We start from the raw sequence: 16943 nt of genomic DNA on the forward strand, positions 1-16943 counted from the left end.
ACTACCAAGGTCATTTGATTTACAGAAGGCAAATATATTAATTAGAAACCTTGCAGATGATCCTTTGCAAAAAGATAATCGCTTAATTTTTAAACCTTACCAAGCGATTGCATATTTAATAGAGAATTAAGAAATTGGGGGAAACAAGCATGAATAGCAGAAAATGGTGGAAAGAGGCAGTAGCTTATCAAATTTATCCGCGTAGCTTTAAAGATTCAAATGGAGATGGAATTGGTGATCTTCAGGGCATAATTGATAAATTAGACTATTTACAAGGATTAGGTGTTGATGTCCTTTGGGTTAGTCCTATTTATCAATCACCTAATGACGATAATGGTTATGATATTAGTGATTATCAAGCAATCATGGCAGACTTCGGTACAATGGATGATTTTGATCTTTTATTAGCAGAAACGCATAAACGAGGGATGAAACTGATTATGGATCTTGTTATAAATCATACATCTGATGAACATCCTTGGTTTATCGAATCGCGTTCTTCAAAGGATAATCGCTATCGAGATTATTATATTTGGCATCCCGGGAAAGCCGGAAAAGAACCGAATAATTGGGAATCCATTTTTAGCGGTTCAGCTTGGCAATATGATGAGAAAACAGGTGAATATTATTTGCACGTTTTTTCAAAAAAACAACCAGACCTAAATTGGGAAAATAAAGAAGTGAGAGAGCAATTATATCAAATGGTAAATTGGTGGTTAGATAAAGGGATTGATGGTTTTAGGGTGGATGCTATTTCACATATTAAAAAAGTTGAAGGTTTTCCAGACTTGCCTAACCCTAATAATAAGGAGTATGTGGCGTCTTTTGCTGGACATATGAACCGTCCAGGTATCGACAATTTATTGTCTGAATTTGTTGATCGTACCATTAAAAACTATGATGTTATGACCGTTGGTGAAGCAAATGGTGTTAGAGTTGAAGATGCAGAACAATGGGTCGGAGAAACGAACGGTTATTTTAATATGATTTTCCAATTTGATCATTTAGGCTTATGGGGGAAGAGTGTTGATGGTGGTGTTGATTTACCTGCATTGAAAGAAGCATTAACAAAATGGCAGAAGGGTTTGGAAAATAAAGGTTGGAATGCTTTATTTTTTGAGAATCATGATCAAGCACGGTCTGTTTCGACTTGGGGCAATGATAACCAGCTTAGAAAGACATCTGCTAAAGCATTAGCAACACTTTACTTTTTCATGCAAGGGACACCATTTATTTATCAAGGCCAAGAGATTGGGATGACCAATGTAAAGTTTGATTCGATCGATGATTATAATGATGTCGCGATTAAAAATTTGTATAAACATGAAATAGAAGCAGGTAAATCTCATGAAGAAGTGATGCAAATAATCTGGAAAAATGGGCGTGATAATTCTAGAACACCTATGCAGTGGACGAGTGAACCTGAGGCTGGCTTTACAACAGGGACACCTTGGTTAAAGGTTAACCCTAATTATCCAGATATTAATGTCGAGCAAAGTATTAATGATCCAGACTCTATTTATCATTATTACCGTCAAATGATTGAGCTGAGAAAATCAACAGAAGCTTTAATATATGGAACTTATGATTTAATTGCAGCAGATCATGATTACGTTTATGCTTATACAAGAAGTTATCAAGGAATAAAATATGCGGTCATTGTTAATATGTTTGACAAAATGACGGTTCTCGATTTAACTAGACAATTGACAATTGAATCATTAGTGTTAGCAAATTATCAAGTCCACGATCCAGAGCAATGCATGATTAAGTTAAGGCCATATGAAGCGAGAGTTTATCGAGTGAAATAATATAAAGCTTTTCATCTGATTCATTTCAAGGTGAAAAGCTTTTCTATTACTTCGGATAAAAAGCCGAATGCGATCAAGTTACACCATTAAAAGTAAGAATTATTTTTACCTTTTTCAAGTATCGCCCATTGACACGTGCGGTTTTCAAGGAAATCAATTGCTTTAAAGATAAAAAGACCTAATAAACTAATAGCGATAATACCTGCATACATTTGCAAATAATTAATTCGGACCCATGCATCCATAATAAAATAGCCGATACCATAAGTGGTTGCATAATTTTCAGCAAAGAACAATACTGAAATACTTGTTCCGACACTAATTCGTAACGCTGTATAAAGTTTCGGTAAAATGGCAGGTAAAACGAGGTGTCGATAGATTTGCCATTTGTTGGCGCCTAAAGATTGAATAGATAGAAAGAGATGGTAACTTAGTCCTTTCACACTGTCCCGAATGGTAACAAGAATTTGAAAGACAATGATAATGGTTACCAGTATTATTTTTGAGCTATTTCCTAGGCCAAATAAAATCATAAGCACAGGTAAAAAGGCTATTTTAGGAACAGGAAATAACAGATAAATAACAGGGCCAAAAAATTGATCATAACGATAATGTAAACCTAACCAGAGTCCAATGCTCACACCGATACTAATTGAGATAAAGATCGATATCAGAATACGCAACAAACTGGCGCCTAAATGAATCATTAACTCACCACTCAATAATTTAAAGAAAGTAAGCAATGCTTCAATCGGGTTGGGAATGATGGCGATTTGAAGGAGATAGTGTAGCAATAACCAAATCAAACATACCATTAGCATCGCATATAAAGTGCGGTATTTATTAACAAGTTGATTGATCATGTTGCTCTGCCTCCAATTCCTCACGAACCCGGACACACATTTGATGAAAGGCGACTTCGTTTCTAATATGGTGATCACCAAAACAAGGATTTTCAAGAATAGATTTAATCCTACCAGACTTTGGTGTCATTATCATAATACGTTTTCCTAGAAATACCGCTTCTTCAATATTATGTGTGACGAAGATAACAGAAAGTGAACGCTTCTGATAAAGGTCTAGAATAACACCCTGTAATTCTTCTCTTACAATCGTATCTAGTGAAGAGAACGGTTCATCCATAAGTAAGAGATCGGGATTTGTCGCTAATGCACGTGCAATGGCTACGCGTTGCTGTTGTCCCCCACTCAGCTGAATCGGATAGCGATGACACTGCTCTTTAATATGTAACTGCTCTAATACATCATTTACACGTTCTTTTATCTTACTTTTATTCTCGTGACGCAAAGTTAAGCCTAGGGCTGCATTTTGATAAACGGTTTTCCAAGGGAATAATCCATATTCTTGCAAGATCACACCTGTTTCTTTTCTTGGTTTATTAATTATTTCTCCTTTAATATGTATGTTACCTTGATAAGGCTTTAGTAACCCGGCTAAACAATACAATAATGTACTTTTGCCACATCCCGAAGGACCAATGATCGCCAATGTCTCTTTTGGCTTGACGGTTAAGTCAATATTATTTAGGATCGTATTTTGTTGGTACTTTACGGAAAGATTTTGAACTTCAATCATAGTAACCTCGCATTCTTTATCCTCAATCCATTTTGCTAGTCTATTAGTTAAATAATGATAATAACGCTTCTATCAGTTTATAGTAAACAGTGAATAACATCAATGTGAAAAAACGAACAATTTTATGAACGTTTTATCACAGATAATCGTCCGTAAATCAACCCCACTGATTGAAGGTTCAATATAGACTGAGCTTTGGTTAGATATAAAAAGAAAGAGGGTATTTTCATTGAATAAGATGAAATAGGAGGGGATAAAGGATGTATTGAGGAGGAAATACATCCTGTTTTTTATGTCTTTGTCCATTTAAAGGGTGTTTCCTGATATACAAAGTAGTTTAGCCAATTAGAAAAAAGTAAATAGCCTTCTGATCGCCAACGATTTTTTGGAGTTTTACTGCTGTCATCTTCCGGGAAATAGTCGGTAGGCATATGAATATCATGTCCTTTGGTTAAGTCACGTTGATATTCTTGCGCCAATGTATCTGCATCATATTCAATATGTCCCGTAATCATAACATGCTTTTCATCTCGAGAAACAATCAAAAATGGTCCCGCTTGTTCAGAGTGATCAAGGATGAGCAGATCTGGCTCAGATTCAATCGCTTGATAATCTATATCGGTGTGACGAGAATGTGGCGCGATAAATTCATCATCAATTCCTCGGACCAGTTTGTGAGTGGGGTCAATTAATTGATGTGTAAAAATACCGCTTATTTTATTGGCACGTGTCGATTTTCTAATTCCATAATGATGATACAAGGCAGCTTGTGCTCCCCAACAAATGTGAATAGTCGAGGTAACATGTTCCATTGACCAGTCCATAATTTCAGTTAATTCTTCCCAATAATCGACGTGTTCAAAATCAAACTTTTCGACAGGTGCTCCGGTTACAATCATCCCATCATAGCGGTCATGTTTCACATCAGAAAAAGTAAGGTAGAATTGTTCTAAATGGGATTTGGGTACATTTTTAGATTGATAACTTTCCGTGTGAATAAAATCGACGTGTACTTGCAGTGGTGAGTTACTTAATAAACGTAAAATTTGTGTTTCTGTTCGCTCTTTTTCAGGCATTAAATTGAGTACCAATATTTTCAAAGGTCGAATGTCTTGAGTAGTGGCCCGTTCTGCTTCCATTAAAAAAATGTTTTCTTTCTCTAATATGGAACGTGCAGGTAATGCTTTCGGTATGTTAATTGGCATTTGTCACGATCCCCCCATTGTTTATGATCTTATCTTCATGTTACCGTACATTATAGCTTGCTTTTCTTTGTCCGGCAATAAAAAATTGATAATTCAGACAGTTAATTGATGTTCATAATTTTTTTAAAGGTAGAGGTCGGGATCCATTCATTAAATAAACGAATCATTCGCATTTGCTCTTAATTCTTTTATTTTTGACCCAGTCTGCTTTCCATTTTGAGGTGTAGTTAATTTCTCAATAAAGTGAAAACTTAATGTATTACAGATAACTGTTCGTAAACCGCCCACTCAAAATAGAGAGCAGAGGTCATTCTATAATGGGTGGGCGCTAACGGTCGCTAATGTCCTGATTCACTCAGCTAACAATCAGTGGGGGGGGCTGATGCAAGTTTCGTTTTATTCGGTTACTTCAACTGATCTGGTAGGGCAACGATTGATTCAATTAAAGTATTCAGCTTTGTTTCAATGCGATGTAATAAATAGAAGGTGACAGCAATCGGAAAGCCAAGTTCTGTTAATAAAGTTAACCATTGTTCTGCCATTGTTTTGCTCCTTTCATTCAGAATAAGAGGGACTAAAGATTAATTAGAAAGCTGCAATTTGAATATTTGCGTACATATAAGCTTTTGCTTTCAATCACAAACACAAAGGAGGCATCTTCGAAAAGGTATTGTCTTCTTACTGGGTAAAGGACCAAACTTACAGACCATTGCTCAGTTAGACATACCCCCTGTGTGCAGTTTTGTTACACACACAGGGGGATATCAGATTAAAGTCGTTACGTTATGTCCGCAATTCAGCGCCTGTTGGTCCTAAAGGATACGGTGGACATCGTCAGTCCCCGTGCATCGAGAAAAGCAACCTTGATTTTAGAGGCGTCTCTGTATTTTGCCTAGTTTGTTCGGATTCACTCCTGCTTCAAAGATAACCGTTCGTAAACCACCTCTCTCAAAATAGAATAGTAGAGCAAATCGATTGAGGTGGGTGATACGGCCGCTAATGTCTTGATTCACTCAACGAACCATTAGTGGGTGGGTAAGATCGTAGACTAAAACCACCACATCTTTAAGAAGGATGACAGACTAAGACCGCCACGTCTTTAAGAAGGATTACAGACTAAGGTCGCCACGTCCTGTGGCAACGTCTGCATGACCTACATCCTGTAGGCCCACGTCTGCATAACCTACATCCTGTAGGTCCTCCACCTGCTGATTGAAGGTTCGTTTTATGTCCTATCCTTGACTCATTACCATTCGATATCTTCAACATAGCGTTCGACAATGCGTGCGCTATATTTTTCTTTTAAAGCGCCACCAGTGGTAAAGAAAACATCTGATGCTAAAATTTGATCCATTACCTGTCTAACTTGCTCAGGATCAATTGGGTCAATTGGATCTTCAAGTGTAAAGGTTGTGACACGGTTCTCTTGATTCAAAAATTTAAGCTCTAACGTTTGCAAAATTAACACCTCCTTTCATTGATTGACTAGCGCACTAGTCAGATAGTAAAACAACATCATTACGACGTACTGCCTCTAATGTGTGTGATTGTAAAGAAGCAAAGGCGTGAGCAATGCCTAATAATTGTTCGTTTGTCGCATCTGGACTCACATTATTAAACGACTTTGTTTTTGTCATGCTATCTCCATTTGTAGGCTCGCTCGTATTCACTTCAAAAATGAGTTGAAGTCGAGAATTTATCGTTTCAAAGCTGTTCATGTAATCACCCCCTTTCTATCTTTATTATCGCTAGCACAACTAAAAAGCAGGCTTATTTGTGTTAAGAAGTGTTAAAATTTATTTTGTTAAAAAACATAAAGGTATGAATTGTGCTATACTAGCAGAGACATAAAGATATAAAAGGGGGCAAAGCTTGTGAGTCAACAATCCATTGTTTTTTTTGACATTGATGGAACCTTACTTGATCATGATAAAAAATTACCAAGCTCGACAAAACAGGCGGTCAAACAAGTGAAAGAGGCTGGTCACATTGTTGCCATCGCCACTGGTAGAGCACCATTTATGTACGAGTCATTGAGACAAGAATTAGATATTCATACATTTGTGAGTTATAACGGTTCTTACGTGGTCGTTGAGGATGAAGTTGTCTTCACCAATCCTCTAGATCAGAAGGCATTATTAGCATTGACTGCAGAAGGATTAAAAAATAATCATCCCATTGTTTTTATGGATGAGCAAGATATGAAAGCGAATGTACCAGATCATGCCTATATTAATGAGAGTATTGAATCGTTAAAGATTGATTATTTTCCTACTCACGATCCTTATTATTATAAAGATCGCGCACTGTATCAATCGTTGTTTTTCTGTGCGGAAGGTGAAGAGAAGGCTTATCAAGAAAAATACCCGACTTTTGAATTTGTTCGTTGGCATCCATTGTCTGTTGATATTCTGCCTAAAGGTGGGTCAAAGGCAAAAGGAATTGAACATGCTGTTAAGGCGTTGCAAATAGCAGATGAGAACGTCTATGCATTTGGTGATGGTTTGAATGATTTGGAAATGTTACAAACAGTAGTTAATAGTGTAGCAATGGGGAATGGTGAAGAAGAAATTAAGGCAGTTGCCAAGCATGTTACTAAAGATGTTTCAGAAGATGGTCTGCTGCATGGATTAAAAATGGTTGGGTTAATATAAGAGAAAGCTTGAGTTAATGAAGTTGCCTCCAATCAAGTAGCGTGTAGACATGTTGTCTTTCTACACGCCTGATGGGGGCTTTTTTATCGTTCTTTGTCGAACGTGAGAAGCTTGCGGTGGTCGCCTGCATGAAGAAGATATTTAAAGGTATTCATTCTCTAGTTCACAACAATATGATTATGGTAACTTGCCACAAAGCTAATCAATACACCTTAATTATGCACACCTAGATAAATTTCTAAAAGGGTTTTACTAGGTTCTATTGATATGCCTATTTTTAAGATGTTGGATCTAAAATTATCTCCCTTTGTGCTTAGTCATAAATGAAAATAATACATTTTTTAGGGGGTGGCTAAACGTAGGAAATGTTGTTGGTGAGCGTTTTTGCCGCCAACTTTATTCCGTTTTCACAAACATTCAAGTGCGTTTCCCTCCTGGATGGGTTTTAATTCTACAGGGAAACGTACTTGTTTTTTTATCACAGATAACCATTTGAAAAACGTCCACTAATTGAAGGTTCGTTTTACGTTATTAAGATAGGATCATTTGTGAATTTATTCACTAAATGTTCACACAATTTCGAGTTTATTCTGCTATAATCGATATTGATAATCATTATCATTATCAAAACAGATAATCTAGAAAGGAGTTAGACGTGTGAAATTACTAAATTGTAAACGGGGTAAAAGCTTTAGAATTATTAATCTACCCTATGATCAAACTTTAGGTATTTTTAGCATTACCTCTGGTTCAATTATAAAAGTCTTGGCAAAACAACCCTTTAAAGGTCCTGTTTTATTACAAATCAATCGCCGTAAAGTGGCGATTGGTTATGATATTGCAAAGCAAATTATGGTGGAGGAAGTGGTCAGCTTTGGTTTGTCATAACCATAATAATACCGTTATAGAAGGGCTAAGCCATACTATATATTTAGTAGGTAGTCCTAATGTAGGAAAAAGTGTTGTTTTCTCTAAGCTAACAGGCCATCATGTCATTTCTGCTAATTATAGTGGTACAACGATCGATATTATGTCTGGCAAATTACGCTTGGGAGCAGAAACTTGGCAAGTTATTGATCTGCCAGGTATATATTCACTTGATGCGAATTCAGAAGCGGAATCTGTAACGGCTCGCGCTTTAACTAATGATGGTTTAATCATTTGTGTACTTGATGCATCGCATTTATCTCGAGACCTTCAGCTAGCATTTGATATTCAAAAGTATCAAAAACCTATTATTTATCTACTTAATTTAGTAGATGTCGCCAAACGTCAAGGGATAACAATTGAAGAAGAGAAATTAAGTCGCTTATTAGGGGCACCAGTCATTCCAACCGTTGCCACAAAGAACATAGGTATTGAAGAAATCAAAAAAACGATCCCCCATCTAAGTTATGAGACCAGCCAGAAAGATAAAAAACTAGGAGATCAATCTGATCAAACGATTGATGACATGATTCAAGAGGTGGAGAACTATACGCCCCATACACCGGCTTATTTAGATCGGGTTGGAGATTTATTAATAAAACCCTTTCCTGGACTTATTATTGCTGTTTTTATTTTGTTGATTGCACTTGCTATAGTAGTTGGTGGTGGCAAGGGGTTAAGGACATTAATATTACTCCCTATCATCAATGACTGGATTATACCATTTATAACGAACATAGTGGATTTAGTTGTAGATCAAGGTGTTATTCATCGCTTGTTAGTTGGGGAATTTGGCATATTAGTAAAAGGGATAGAATGGCCATTTGCACTCATTTTCCCATATGTTTTATTGTTTTATTTCGTATTGTCATTTCTTGAAGATAGTGGTTATTTACCTCGGCTTGCGATTTTAGTCGAAGGTATATTAAATAAAATCGGTTTACCTGGTCAGAATATTGTGCCATTTATTATGGGTTATGGTTGTGCGGTTCCTGCGATTTTAGGAACAAGGGCAGCAACGAGTTATAAGCAAAGGCTTATTGTGACATCATTAATTTCTATCGGTGTACCTTGTACTGCTCAAACAGGGGCTTTTATTGCATTGTTAGGTGATCAATCGATGTTGGCTTTGGGGTTTGTTTTTGGTTTATCGATTCTAGTTATTTGCATAGCTGGAAGCCTGCTTAACCACATTATTCCTGGTGATAAAGAGCCTGTTATTATAGAAGTTCCGCCGTTATTACTACCTGATCGTTCTGCCATTTTCAAAAAAATAGCTTTTCGATTAAAACATTTTTTAGTCGAAGCAGAGATCCCGATGATGCTGGGCATTTTATTAGCTGCTCTAATTGTCGAAACGGGTTTAATTAATTGGCTAGGTCATGCTTTAGAGCCTGTCATTGTTCATTGGCTTGGCTTACCAAAGGAAGCAAGTTTAACACTTATATTAGGTATTATTCGTAGGGAGCTTGCGGTCATGCCTTTACTCGATATGCAACTAACAACATTACAATTGATAACAGGTGCTGTCGTTGCATTATTTTACATTCCTTGTCTATCTGTATTTATTGTCATCGTAAAGGAATTTCGACTTAAAATTGCAAGTTATCTATTAATCGGTACAACACTATTCGCTATCTTTATTGGCGGATTAGTTCATCAAATAGGTCAATGGTTGCCATAAAGGGAAAGAAGGACGTTAAGATGCGATGTTATTTAACTAAAAAAATAGAGTATTTAACAGCAAAAACAGGGATTGGTTGGTTTATTTTTAAAGTATATTATTATCGAAAAGTAATGCGTGAAATTAACTATGCAAGCATATGTGAAAAAGATCACGTATTATGTGTTGGTGGCGGGGCGATTCCTTGTACTGCTATTTTAATCGCACAACAAACCAACACGAAAGTGACGGTGGTTGATCATGATTCACTGATGATTCGCTTAGCTCAGTCATTCGTTAAGAGACTAGGTATCGAAGATTCAATCCAATTTATTCATACGAATGGAGAGACGTTTTGCTATCGACCGTATTCGGTTATTCATGTTGCAAGACAGGTTGAGCCACAGGAAGAAGTCATAGCAGGGATAAGTAAAACAGCCTGTGAACAAACACGAATCATTATTCGAACAGCTAATTTATCATACGTAAGAGACAATCAAAAACAGCATGTACCCTTTGAGGTACCCATGTTATGATCATCGTTAAAAAACTATTTTTTCTGTTAATCATAATCAGTGCTTTTTGGCTAGTTATAAAAAAGCAAGACTTACAAGTTCCCTTGGATCTTTTGTCTGTTCAGCAATGGCTTCAGCTTATCGGTTTGCAATTTTTAACAATGTTCCTTATTCATATTCAATGGGCTAGGCTATCAAAGCAAATAGAACTAAAAATAAGTCAATGGCAGCTTTTAACTGTTAATATGTTAGGGAATTGTGTTGATTTTTTAACACCTTCAATGAAAGCAGGAAGTGAATTAACAAAAGTAGTTTGGCTGAACAAAAATACGACGATCACAAAAGAAAAGGCGACAAGTCTCGTACTTATCCAAAAATCTATTAGTATGACTGTTTTTGGATTTATTGCTGCTTACAGTTGTTTTACTGTCAATATAGATATTTTATCTTCTGTGACGAATCATAACGGCCTCCTTTATTTCACAGGACTGTTGTTCGTTCTAGTCGCTATGGTAATAATTATCAAAAAAATCAAAAATAAAATAAAACCTTTTATTGATCAATTGTGTCAACATTTTCGCAGACTTATTGCTCATCCATACTTTATGATTGAACAAGTACTACTATCCGTTGCGATATGGTTTATATTTCCTTACAAACTATCTCTTTTATTAGACATCTACCAAATCAAATTATCGATAAGTGTCGTTATAGGGGTAACATTCATCAGTTATGCGGTAGGTATGTTGCCGTTATTGCCTGGTGGTATGGGTTCTTTTGAATCGACGCTCGTTCTATTACTTCGATCTTTTGAGATAAGCTATACGATTTCAATCGCTATTGCCTTGTTATTTCGGTTTATCACGTACTGGCTTCAACTCGTGATCAGTTTGTTGTATCTACTTGGAAGGAGGATGGTTAAATGGTATTTAAACAAAAAATCCCGAATTTCCTCACACTATGTAACCTAACATTGGGAGTTGTGGCTATTTCTTTTGTGTTAGTAGACGCCTGGTTGTTAGCTGTTTTTTGTATTTTCTTAGCTAGTGTGTGTGATTATGGTGATGGTTTTTTAGCTAGAAAGTGGGCAGTTAGTTCGGCTTTTGGAAAGCAGCTGGATTCCTTAGGGGATCTTGTTACATTTGGTGTTGCACCGTGCTTGTTAATTTTTGAACTCTATTTTACTAATGCTAATTTATTAGGTTTAATTGGAATCATAAGTTATATAGCAAGTGGTGCTGTTCGTCTAGCTCGATTCAACCTTCTCGAAGCTTGTCCAATCTTTATTGGCCTGCCAATTACCGCTTGTGGTGTGGCATTAAGTTTTCTGGCATTCATTCTATCACAAACAAGTTGGCCTCCTTCTATTAATCAATTTATTTTATTGGGGGCGTTACTTGGAGGTGCTTGGTTAATGACTTGTAAGATTACTTTTAAGAAATGGGGAACATCACTATATCTATCGGGTGACCAGACATGATGGAGGTACTTATTGTCATTTTGATTAGCTGCTATGCTTTATGGCTAATTCGCAAGTTAATTAAAAAAACAAAAACCCCCAGTTGTGGTGATTGCCCACTAAAAAGCCATTGTCACGTGCAACCTTGTCAATGTGAGAAAGAAAAACATTGATTAGGATGTGATTATTTAATATAGGGAAGGATAAAAATTTGAACATGATTTGAGCTAACTGATTTGGTCTGTTTTCTTAGATCAAATCGGTCTTTTTTTGTTAGAAACATATATAATTTTACTGGAGAACCAGCAAGCGATGAAGCCAAAATCTCAAGGCAAGAATAATGAACCTAAGCTCGTTTTTAAAAATGTTTTTGGATTGCAAACTATTCTAATTCAAAGAAATTTGCTAAGATAGATGGGGAATCTATTATCGTCAAAGTAGGTGATGATGTGACATGTAAAGGTTGTTCAAGCTCAGTTAGACAGTCGAAAGAAGATGTTGAAACACTGGTTGCGGAGCAGTTATTATTAGAAGAGCATCTTGTGGATGACTTTGTATTTGATAAACGACTTGCCATTTGTCAAAAGTGTCCCCACCTGCAATATGAAACGACTTGTGGCTATTGTGGTTGTTTTATAGCATTTCGAGCTAGATTAGCTAATAAGCGATGTCCTGATCCAGTAGGGGCACGATGGAATAAGGAGAGGGAAAAGTAATGAAGGAACAATTAACAAAGGCGTTAAATGAAATTGAATCTGATTTAAAGGAAATCAGTCGTTATTTATATGAAAATCCTGAATTAGGTGACCAGGAATATCAATCAGCTAAGTTACTTGTAAACTATTTAACCCAACATCATTTTGAAGTGGAGACAGGTATTGTTGATCGTCCGACGGCTTTTCGTGCTGTTTATGATAGTGGTAAGCCAGGCGCTACCATCGGTTATATGGCTGAATATGATGCTTTACCCGGTGTTGGTCATGGCTGCGGGCATAATCTGATTGCAACAATGGGCATTGGTGCAGGTATCTTGTTAAGTAAGGTGCTTGAGCAAACAGGTGGAAAAGTTATTGTGTTTGGTACGCCTGCCGAAGAAACAAATGGAGCAAAAGTGCCGATGGCTGAAGCCGGTCTCTTCGATGAATTAGATGTGGCCATGATGGTGCATCCAGCAGGAGAATCGACGGTTAGTGGCACGTCGTTAGCTATGGATGCACTAGAGTTTAGTTACCATGGTAAAACAAGCCATGCGGCTGCAGCGCCAGAGCAAGGTATTAATGCGCTTGATAGTGTGATTCAACTCTTTAATGGTATTAATGCATTACGACAACATGTCACGTCAGACGTACGGATTCATGGTATCATTAAAGAAGGAGGTGTGGCGGCTAATGTTGTACCTGATTATGCTGTTGCGCAATTCTATGTTCGAGCAAAAAAACGCTCAAATTTAAATCAAGTTGTCGAAAAAGTAAAGCGTATTGCCGCTTCGGCAGCAGATATGACAGGTGCTAAGTTAACGACGAGAAACTATGAATTGAGCTATGACGATATGATCACTAACGAAGCCTTATCGGCCGCCTATCAAAAAAATTTAACAGCAATCGGTGAAGAAAACGTATTTTCTGCTAAATCAAGTTTAGGATCGATTGATATGGGAAATGTTAGTCATGTAGCACCGGCAATTCATCCTTATATTGGGATGAATGATTCAAGTCTTGTTGCACACACAAAAGCGTTCGCTGATCATACGATGACCGAGCACGGACAAAAGACATTAGTAAACGGTGCGTTATCATTAGCTATGACGGGTTATGACGTTTTAATGGATAGCCAATTGTTAGAGCAGATTAAAGCAGAATTTGTTGCAGATTCGTAATACACGCATCCCCTCATTTTTTAGTTAATCCGTTTGTTTTTAGTATAATTGGAACTTTAAAATTTGTTGTTTTCCTAATGTGAAAAAAATAATATTATTTTTATTATTTAATCCTTCCCAAATGACTAATTATTTGTTAAAATTCATAATCATGTATAAATATACATCGTGTAATGAAAAAGAAGGGGAGTAAACAATATGAAAAATAAGAGACAATGGTTTATAGTAATGTTAGCTATCTTATCGATCGCTTTAATGGCTTGTGGATCAAATGATGAATTACCTGATGTAGAACAAGATACAGGTGATGAAGAAGCGTTAGGAGATTTAGAAGAACGTGATACGCTTATTATGGCGACTTCTGCTGATTTCCCACCATTTGAAACGCGAAATACTGAAGGTGAAATCGTTGGCTTCGACATTGATTTAGCTGAACATATTGCAGATGAATTAGGATATGATTTAGAGATTCGAGATATGAACTTTGATGGCTTAATTGGTGCATTACAAGCTGGTCGAGCGGATATGGTTTTATCAGGTATGTCAGCAACAGATAGTCGTCGTGAGAATGTTGACTTTTCTATTGAATATAATCGTTCTGGAGAAATGTTTGTCACACAACAAGATTCTGATGTAACTTCAATTGAAGATCTTGAAGGTAAGACAGTCGGCGTCCAATTAGGGACAATCCAACAAGAAGGTGCGGAACTCTTACAAGAAGACTATGATTTTGAGATTCATACATTAGACGAAGCACAAGCGTTAATTCAAGAACTTTTATCTAATCGAATTGATGTTGCTTATTTAGATAAAGAAGTTGCGCTAGGGTTTATTGATGCACAGGATTTAACAGGGTTTGATGATCCAACCACTGCCTCACCAGGTATGGCAGTTGCTTTTCCTAAAGGTAGTGAACTTGTAGAGGATGTTAATAACGTTCTAGAACAAGCAATGGAGTCAGGATGGCTTGAGGACCTACAAAAAGAATGGTTAACTCAACAAGACTAAAGTAATCTAAATGCAACGGTCTTTTCAAAAATAGCTTTTCATATGATAAATATTTATAGAGAAATGAGGTGTAAGGCATGAATTTGGATTTTACCCAAATCGTGCCTTATATTCCTTTTATGATAGAAGGAATATGGGTTACTTTGCAATTTGTATTAGTGTCAATATTAGTCGGTTTCTTAATCGGAACCGTTTTAGCTTTGTTTAAGATTGGTAATATTAAACCGTTAAGGTGGTTTGCAGATGCTTATACATCTATCTTTCGCGGGACACCACTGATTTTACAGTTGATGATTATCTACTTTGCGATACCACAATTAACCGCCTACGACATATCACCGTTTCTATCTGCGGTAATGGCTTTTGGTTTGAATTCATCAGCCTATGTGTCAGAGATTATCCGTGCGGGTATTCAAGCGGTCGATCGTGGACAAACGGAAGCCGCACATGCCTTGGGTGTTCCGTATCGACAGATGATGATTGATATTATTCTACCACAAGCACTAAAGAATATTTTACCAGCTTTAATGAATGAATTTATTACTTTAACCAAAGAATCAGCGATCGTTTCGACGATTGGTTATTTAGATTTAATGCGCCGCTCCCAAGTCGTAGGTGCTGAGTTATTTAGGAATTTTGAACCGTTATTATTTGTAGGTGTGCTATACTGGTCAATGGTTATGGTTTTAACGTTAATTGGAAGATGGGTAGAACGGAGGTTGAATGTTGGTGATTAAGGTACAGAAACTATCGAAGACGTTTGGAGATAATCAAGTTTTAAAAGATATCTCAGTTGAAATAAACGCGGGGGAAGTTGTTTCGATCATTGGCCCCTCTGGGTCAGGTAAATCAACTTTTTTACGCTGCATTAATTTATTAGAAAAACCGACTGAAGGTAAGATTTTTGTAGCTGGACAAGATCTAACAGCACCAAAAGTAAATGTGACTAAAGCGCGTGAAAAAATTGGTATGGTTTTTCAACATTTTCATCTATTTCCGCATTTGACCGTTTTAGACAATTTAACATACGCCCCAATCAAAGTGAAGCAAATAAAAAAAGCTGACGCCGAAGATAAAGGCAGAAAATTACTAGACCGTGTTGGGTTAGCAGATAAAGAAAAAGCCTATCCAAATAGCTTATCTGGTGGTCAAAAGCAACGTGTTGCGATAGCTCGTGCGTTGGCGATGGAACCAGACTTAATGTTATTTGACGAGCCAACATCTGCTCTTGATCCTGAAATGGTCAAAGAGGTACTTGATGTTATGAAAGACCTTGCACATACAGGCATGACGATGCTAGTTGTCACACACGAAATGGGATTTGCGCGAGAAGTTGCTGATCAAGTTTTGTTTCTCGATGAAGGAAGACTAGTTGAGACTGGGGAACCCAATGCTTTTTTTGATAAGCCAGTATCTGAACGCGCACAAGATTTTCTTGCTAAAATTCTTTGATGTGAAGAGATGTTCACGTGAAAAATAAACGCGTAAATACTTCTCTTAATAACGAATCAATCAGCGAGGTTTACTGTCACGGATGTCGTGCATAGTAACCTCGTTTTATTGTATAATGAAAAATAGCTTTTTCATTGACCATAAAAGTGGTTAACTATATAATGACAGTATCATATATATTGATATAGCAACATGAGCAGAAAGGAGCTTTCTATGAACCCTGCCCAATTTGAGCAATTACCACCTTTTATTAAACAAGAGATGGATGTGATATCAGCTAAGATACGTCCTTTAATGAAAAAGGTGTCTGCCTATTATATGTTCGGCTTTCCATTGATGCTGATTGGCTTATTAAGTATGGGAATGTACTTATTTGACAATAGTTTAAACGTGGAGACGATGATGATTCCAAGTGTCTATGCTCTAATCGCTGCGGCTGGTGTGGCGCTTTTTAAAGAATCGCGATTTCTAAAAAAACAAATTCACCAAGTAGGTAAAAACTACATGGTTGAACGTATTGATAAAAGTGAGATAATTGAAGAAGAAGAAAAAAATCACTATATTAAGACGGTGAAAAAACAGGTTAAAATGGATCTACAGCCATTTTTTAAGTTTTTAACTGAAGAGAATAAAAGAAAACACATTGATTATTTTCGGTAAAAGCTAGAGCGCAATGCATCATTAAAATGTACCCTATAGAGTAGACACTTTAAAAAAAGTCTACCTATAGGGTACTTTTGTGTATAATTAGAGAAAAAACAGTAAATGGGGAAAGAA

Annotated in this window: 19 protein-coding genes; 13 read left to right on the forward strand and 6 right to left on the reverse strand. The window is 36.7% G+C overall.

The window, feature by feature from the left end; all coding sequences use genetic code 11:
• Nucleotides 1-149: 149 nt before the first annotated feature.
• Nucleotides 150-1811 (forward strand): glycoside hydrolase family 13 protein, encoded by a 1662-nt coding sequence (locus tag JOE23_RS02965; protein WP_204435793.1) that lies wholly within the window; start codon nucleotides 150-152, stop codon nucleotides 1809-1811.
• A gap of 86 nt (nucleotides 1812-1897) precedes the next feature.
• On the opposite strand, the gene JOE23_RS02970 is transcribed toward JOE23_RS02965, so the two are convergent.
• From JOE23_RS02970 to JOE23_RS02995, 6 genes are all read right to left on the reverse strand, one after another.
• Nucleotides 1898-2674, reverse strand: a complete 777-nt coding sequence (locus tag JOE23_RS02970) for an ABC transporter permease (RefSeq protein ID WP_204435794.1) — start codon at nucleotides 2672-2674, stop codon at nucleotides 1898-1900.
• Nucleotides 2655-3407 carry an ABC transporter ATP-binding protein gene (locus tag JOE23_RS02975; RefSeq protein WP_204435795.1) on the reverse strand — a complete coding sequence of 251 codons (753 nt, stop codon included), beginning with the start codon at nucleotides 3405-3407 and terminating at the stop codon, nucleotides 2655-2657. Before JOE23_RS02975 ends, JOE23_RS02970 begins: the two co-directional genes overlap by 20 nt.
• A gap of 290 nt (nucleotides 3408-3697) precedes the next feature.
• Nucleotides 3698-4612 (reverse strand): homoserine O-acetyltransferase MetA, encoded by a 915-nt coding sequence (gene metA, locus JOE23_RS02980; protein WP_204435796.1) that lies wholly within the window; start codon nucleotides 4610-4612, stop codon nucleotides 3698-3700.
• A 404-nt stretch (nucleotides 4613-5016) separates the two neighbouring features.
• Entirely contained in the window at nucleotides 5017-5154 is a 138-nt protein-coding gene (locus tag JOE23_RS02985; RefSeq protein WP_204435797.1) for a YvrJ family protein, read from the reverse strand.
• Between the two features lie 704 nt (nucleotides 5155-5858).
• Nucleotides 5859-6071 (reverse strand): DUF2922 domain-containing protein, encoded by a 213-nt coding sequence (locus JOE23_RS02990; RefSeq protein WP_204435798.1) that lies wholly within the window; start codon nucleotides 6069-6071, stop codon nucleotides 5859-5861.
• Between the two features lie 34 nt (nucleotides 6072-6105).
• Complete coding sequence (locus JOE23_RS02995) at nucleotides 6106-6330, reverse strand: DUF1659 domain-containing protein (RefSeq protein ID WP_204435799.1); 225 nt, start codon at nucleotides 6328-6330, stop codon at nucleotides 6106-6108.
• 156 nt (nucleotides 6331-6486) lie between these two features.
• On the opposite strand from JOE23_RS02995, the gene JOE23_RS03000 reads away from it, so the two are divergent.
• The 12 genes from JOE23_RS03000 to JOE23_RS03060 all read left to right on the forward strand — a co-directional run bounded on the left by JOE23_RS03000 (nucleotide 6487) and on the right by JOE23_RS03060 (nucleotide 16826).
• Complete coding sequence (locus JOE23_RS03000; protein ID WP_204435800.1) at nucleotides 6487-7266, forward strand: Cof-type HAD-IIB family hydrolase; 780 nt, start codon at nucleotides 6487-6489, stop codon at nucleotides 7264-7266.
• Nucleotides 7267-7923: 657 nt separating this feature from the next.
• Entirely contained in the window at nucleotides 7924-8154 is a 231-nt protein-coding gene (locus JOE23_RS03005) for a FeoA domain-containing protein (RefSeq protein ID WP_204435801.1), read from the forward strand.
• Nucleotides 8141-9877 carry a ferrous iron transporter B gene (locus tag JOE23_RS03010; RefSeq protein ID WP_204435802.1) on the forward strand — a complete coding sequence of 579 codons (1737 nt, stop codon included), beginning with the start codon at nucleotides 8141-8143 and terminating at the stop codon, nucleotides 9875-9877. Before JOE23_RS03005 ends, JOE23_RS03010 begins: the two co-directional genes overlap by 14 nt.
• Before the next feature lie 20 nt (nucleotides 9878-9897).
• Nucleotides 9898-10392, forward strand: a complete 495-nt coding sequence (locus tag JOE23_RS03015) for an SAM-dependent methyltransferase (RefSeq protein ID WP_204435803.1) — start codon at nucleotides 9898-9900, stop codon at nucleotides 10390-10392.
• Nucleotides 10389-11342 carry a lysylphosphatidylglycerol synthase transmembrane domain-containing protein gene (locus JOE23_RS03020; protein WP_204435804.1) on the forward strand — a complete coding sequence of 318 codons (954 nt, stop codon included), beginning with the start codon at nucleotides 10389-10391 and terminating at the stop codon, nucleotides 11340-11342. Before JOE23_RS03015 ends, JOE23_RS03020 begins: the two co-directional genes overlap by 4 nt.
• Nucleotides 11294-11851: a CDP-alcohol phosphatidyltransferase family protein gene (locus JOE23_RS03025; protein WP_204435805.1), complete on the forward strand. Its 558-nt coding sequence runs from the start codon at nucleotides 11294-11296 to the stop codon at nucleotides 11849-11851. The genes JOE23_RS03020 and JOE23_RS03025 overlap by 49 nt, the downstream gene beginning before the upstream one ends.
• A 428-nt stretch (nucleotides 11852-12279) precedes the next feature.
• The gene (locus JOE23_RS03035; protein WP_204435807.1) at nucleotides 12280-12546 is read left to right on the forward strand and encodes a DUF6171 family protein; all 267 of its coding nucleotides are present in this window, start codon (nucleotides 12280-12282) and stop codon (nucleotides 12544-12546) included.
• The gene (locus tag JOE23_RS03040) at nucleotides 12546-13706 is read left to right on the forward strand and encodes a M20 family metallopeptidase (protein ID WP_204435808.1); all 1161 of its coding nucleotides are present in this window, start codon (nucleotides 12546-12548) and stop codon (nucleotides 13704-13706) included. Before JOE23_RS03035 ends, JOE23_RS03040 begins: the two co-directional genes overlap by 1 nt.
• A gap of 198 nt (nucleotides 13707-13904) precedes the next feature.
• A complete protein-coding gene (locus JOE23_RS03045; RefSeq protein ID WP_204435809.1) occupies nucleotides 13905-14714 on the forward strand; it encodes a transporter substrate-binding domain-containing protein in 810 nt (269 codons plus the stop codon).
• A gap of 77 nt (nucleotides 14715-14791) precedes the next feature.
• On the forward strand, nucleotides 14792-15451 hold the full coding sequence (locus JOE23_RS03050; RefSeq protein ID WP_204435810.1) for an amino acid ABC transporter permease: 660 nt from the start codon (nucleotides 14792-14794) through the stop codon (nucleotides 15449-15451).
• Nucleotides 15444-16166 (forward strand): ATP-binding cassette domain-containing protein, encoded by a 723-nt coding sequence (locus tag JOE23_RS03055; RefSeq protein WP_204435811.1) that lies wholly within the window; start codon nucleotides 15444-15446, stop codon nucleotides 16164-16166. Before JOE23_RS03050 ends, JOE23_RS03055 begins: the two co-directional genes overlap by 8 nt.
• A 213-nt stretch (nucleotides 16167-16379) precedes the next feature.
• On the forward strand, nucleotides 16380-16826 hold the full coding sequence (locus JOE23_RS03060) for a DUF5392 family protein (RefSeq protein WP_204435812.1): 447 nt from the start codon (nucleotides 16380-16382) through the stop codon (nucleotides 16824-16826).
• The last annotated feature ends 117 nt before the right edge of the window (nucleotides 16827-16943 follow it).

The sequence above is a fragment of the Amphibacillus cookii genome, assembly GCF_016908375.1.
GTDB lineage: Bacteria > Bacillota > Bacilli > Bacillales > Amphibacillaceae > Amphibacillus_C > Amphibacillus_C cookii.

Bases quoted from the DNA above. Each gene is read 5' to 3' on its own strand.
- metA (WP_204435796.1), bottom strand. From the start codon at position 4,612: ATGCCAATTAACATACCGAAAGCATTACCTGCACGTTCCATATTAGAG.
- JOE23_RS03040 (WP_204435808.1), top strand. From the start codon at position 12,546: ATGAAGGAACAATTAACAAAGGCGTTAAATGAAATTGAATCTGATTTA.
- JOE23_RS03015 (WP_204435803.1), top strand. From the start codon at position 9,898: ATGCGATGTTATTTAACTAAAAAAATAGAGTATTTAACAGCAAAAACA.
- JOE23_RS02995 (WP_204435799.1), bottom strand. From the start codon at position 6,330: ATGAACAGCTTTGAAACGATAAATTCTCGACTTCAACTCATTTTTGAA.
- JOE23_RS03025 (WP_204435805.1), top strand. From the start codon at position 11,294: ATGGTATTTAAACAAAAAATCCCGAATTTCCTCACACTATGTAACCTA.
- JOE23_RS02970 (WP_204435794.1), bottom strand. From the start codon at position 2,674: ATGATCAATCAACTTGTTAATAAATACCGCACTTTATATGCGATGCTA.
- JOE23_RS02985 (WP_204435797.1), bottom strand. From the start codon at position 5,154: ATGGCAGAACAATGGTTAACTTTATTAACAGAACTTGGCTTTCCGATT.
- JOE23_RS02965 (WP_204435793.1), top strand. From the start codon at position 150: ATGAATAGCAGAAAATGGTGGAAAGAGGCAGTAGCTTATCAAATTTAT.
- JOE23_RS03060 (WP_204435812.1), top strand. From the start codon at position 16,380: ATGAACCCTGCCCAATTTGAGCAATTACCACCTTTTATTAAACAAGAG.
- JOE23_RS02975 (WP_204435795.1), bottom strand. From the start codon at position 3,407: ATGATTGAAGTTCAAAATCTTTCCGTAAAGTACCAACAAAATACGATC.
- JOE23_RS03050 (WP_204435810.1), top strand. From the start codon at position 14,792: ATGAATTTGGATTTTACCCAAATCGTGCCTTATATTCCTTTTATGATA.
- JOE23_RS03020 (WP_204435804.1), top strand. From the start codon at position 10,389: ATGATCATCGTTAAAAAACTATTTTTTCTGTTAATCATAATCAGTGCT.
- JOE23_RS03045 (WP_204435809.1), top strand. From the start codon at position 13,905: ATGAAAAATAAGAGACAATGGTTTATAGTAATGTTAGCTATCTTATCG.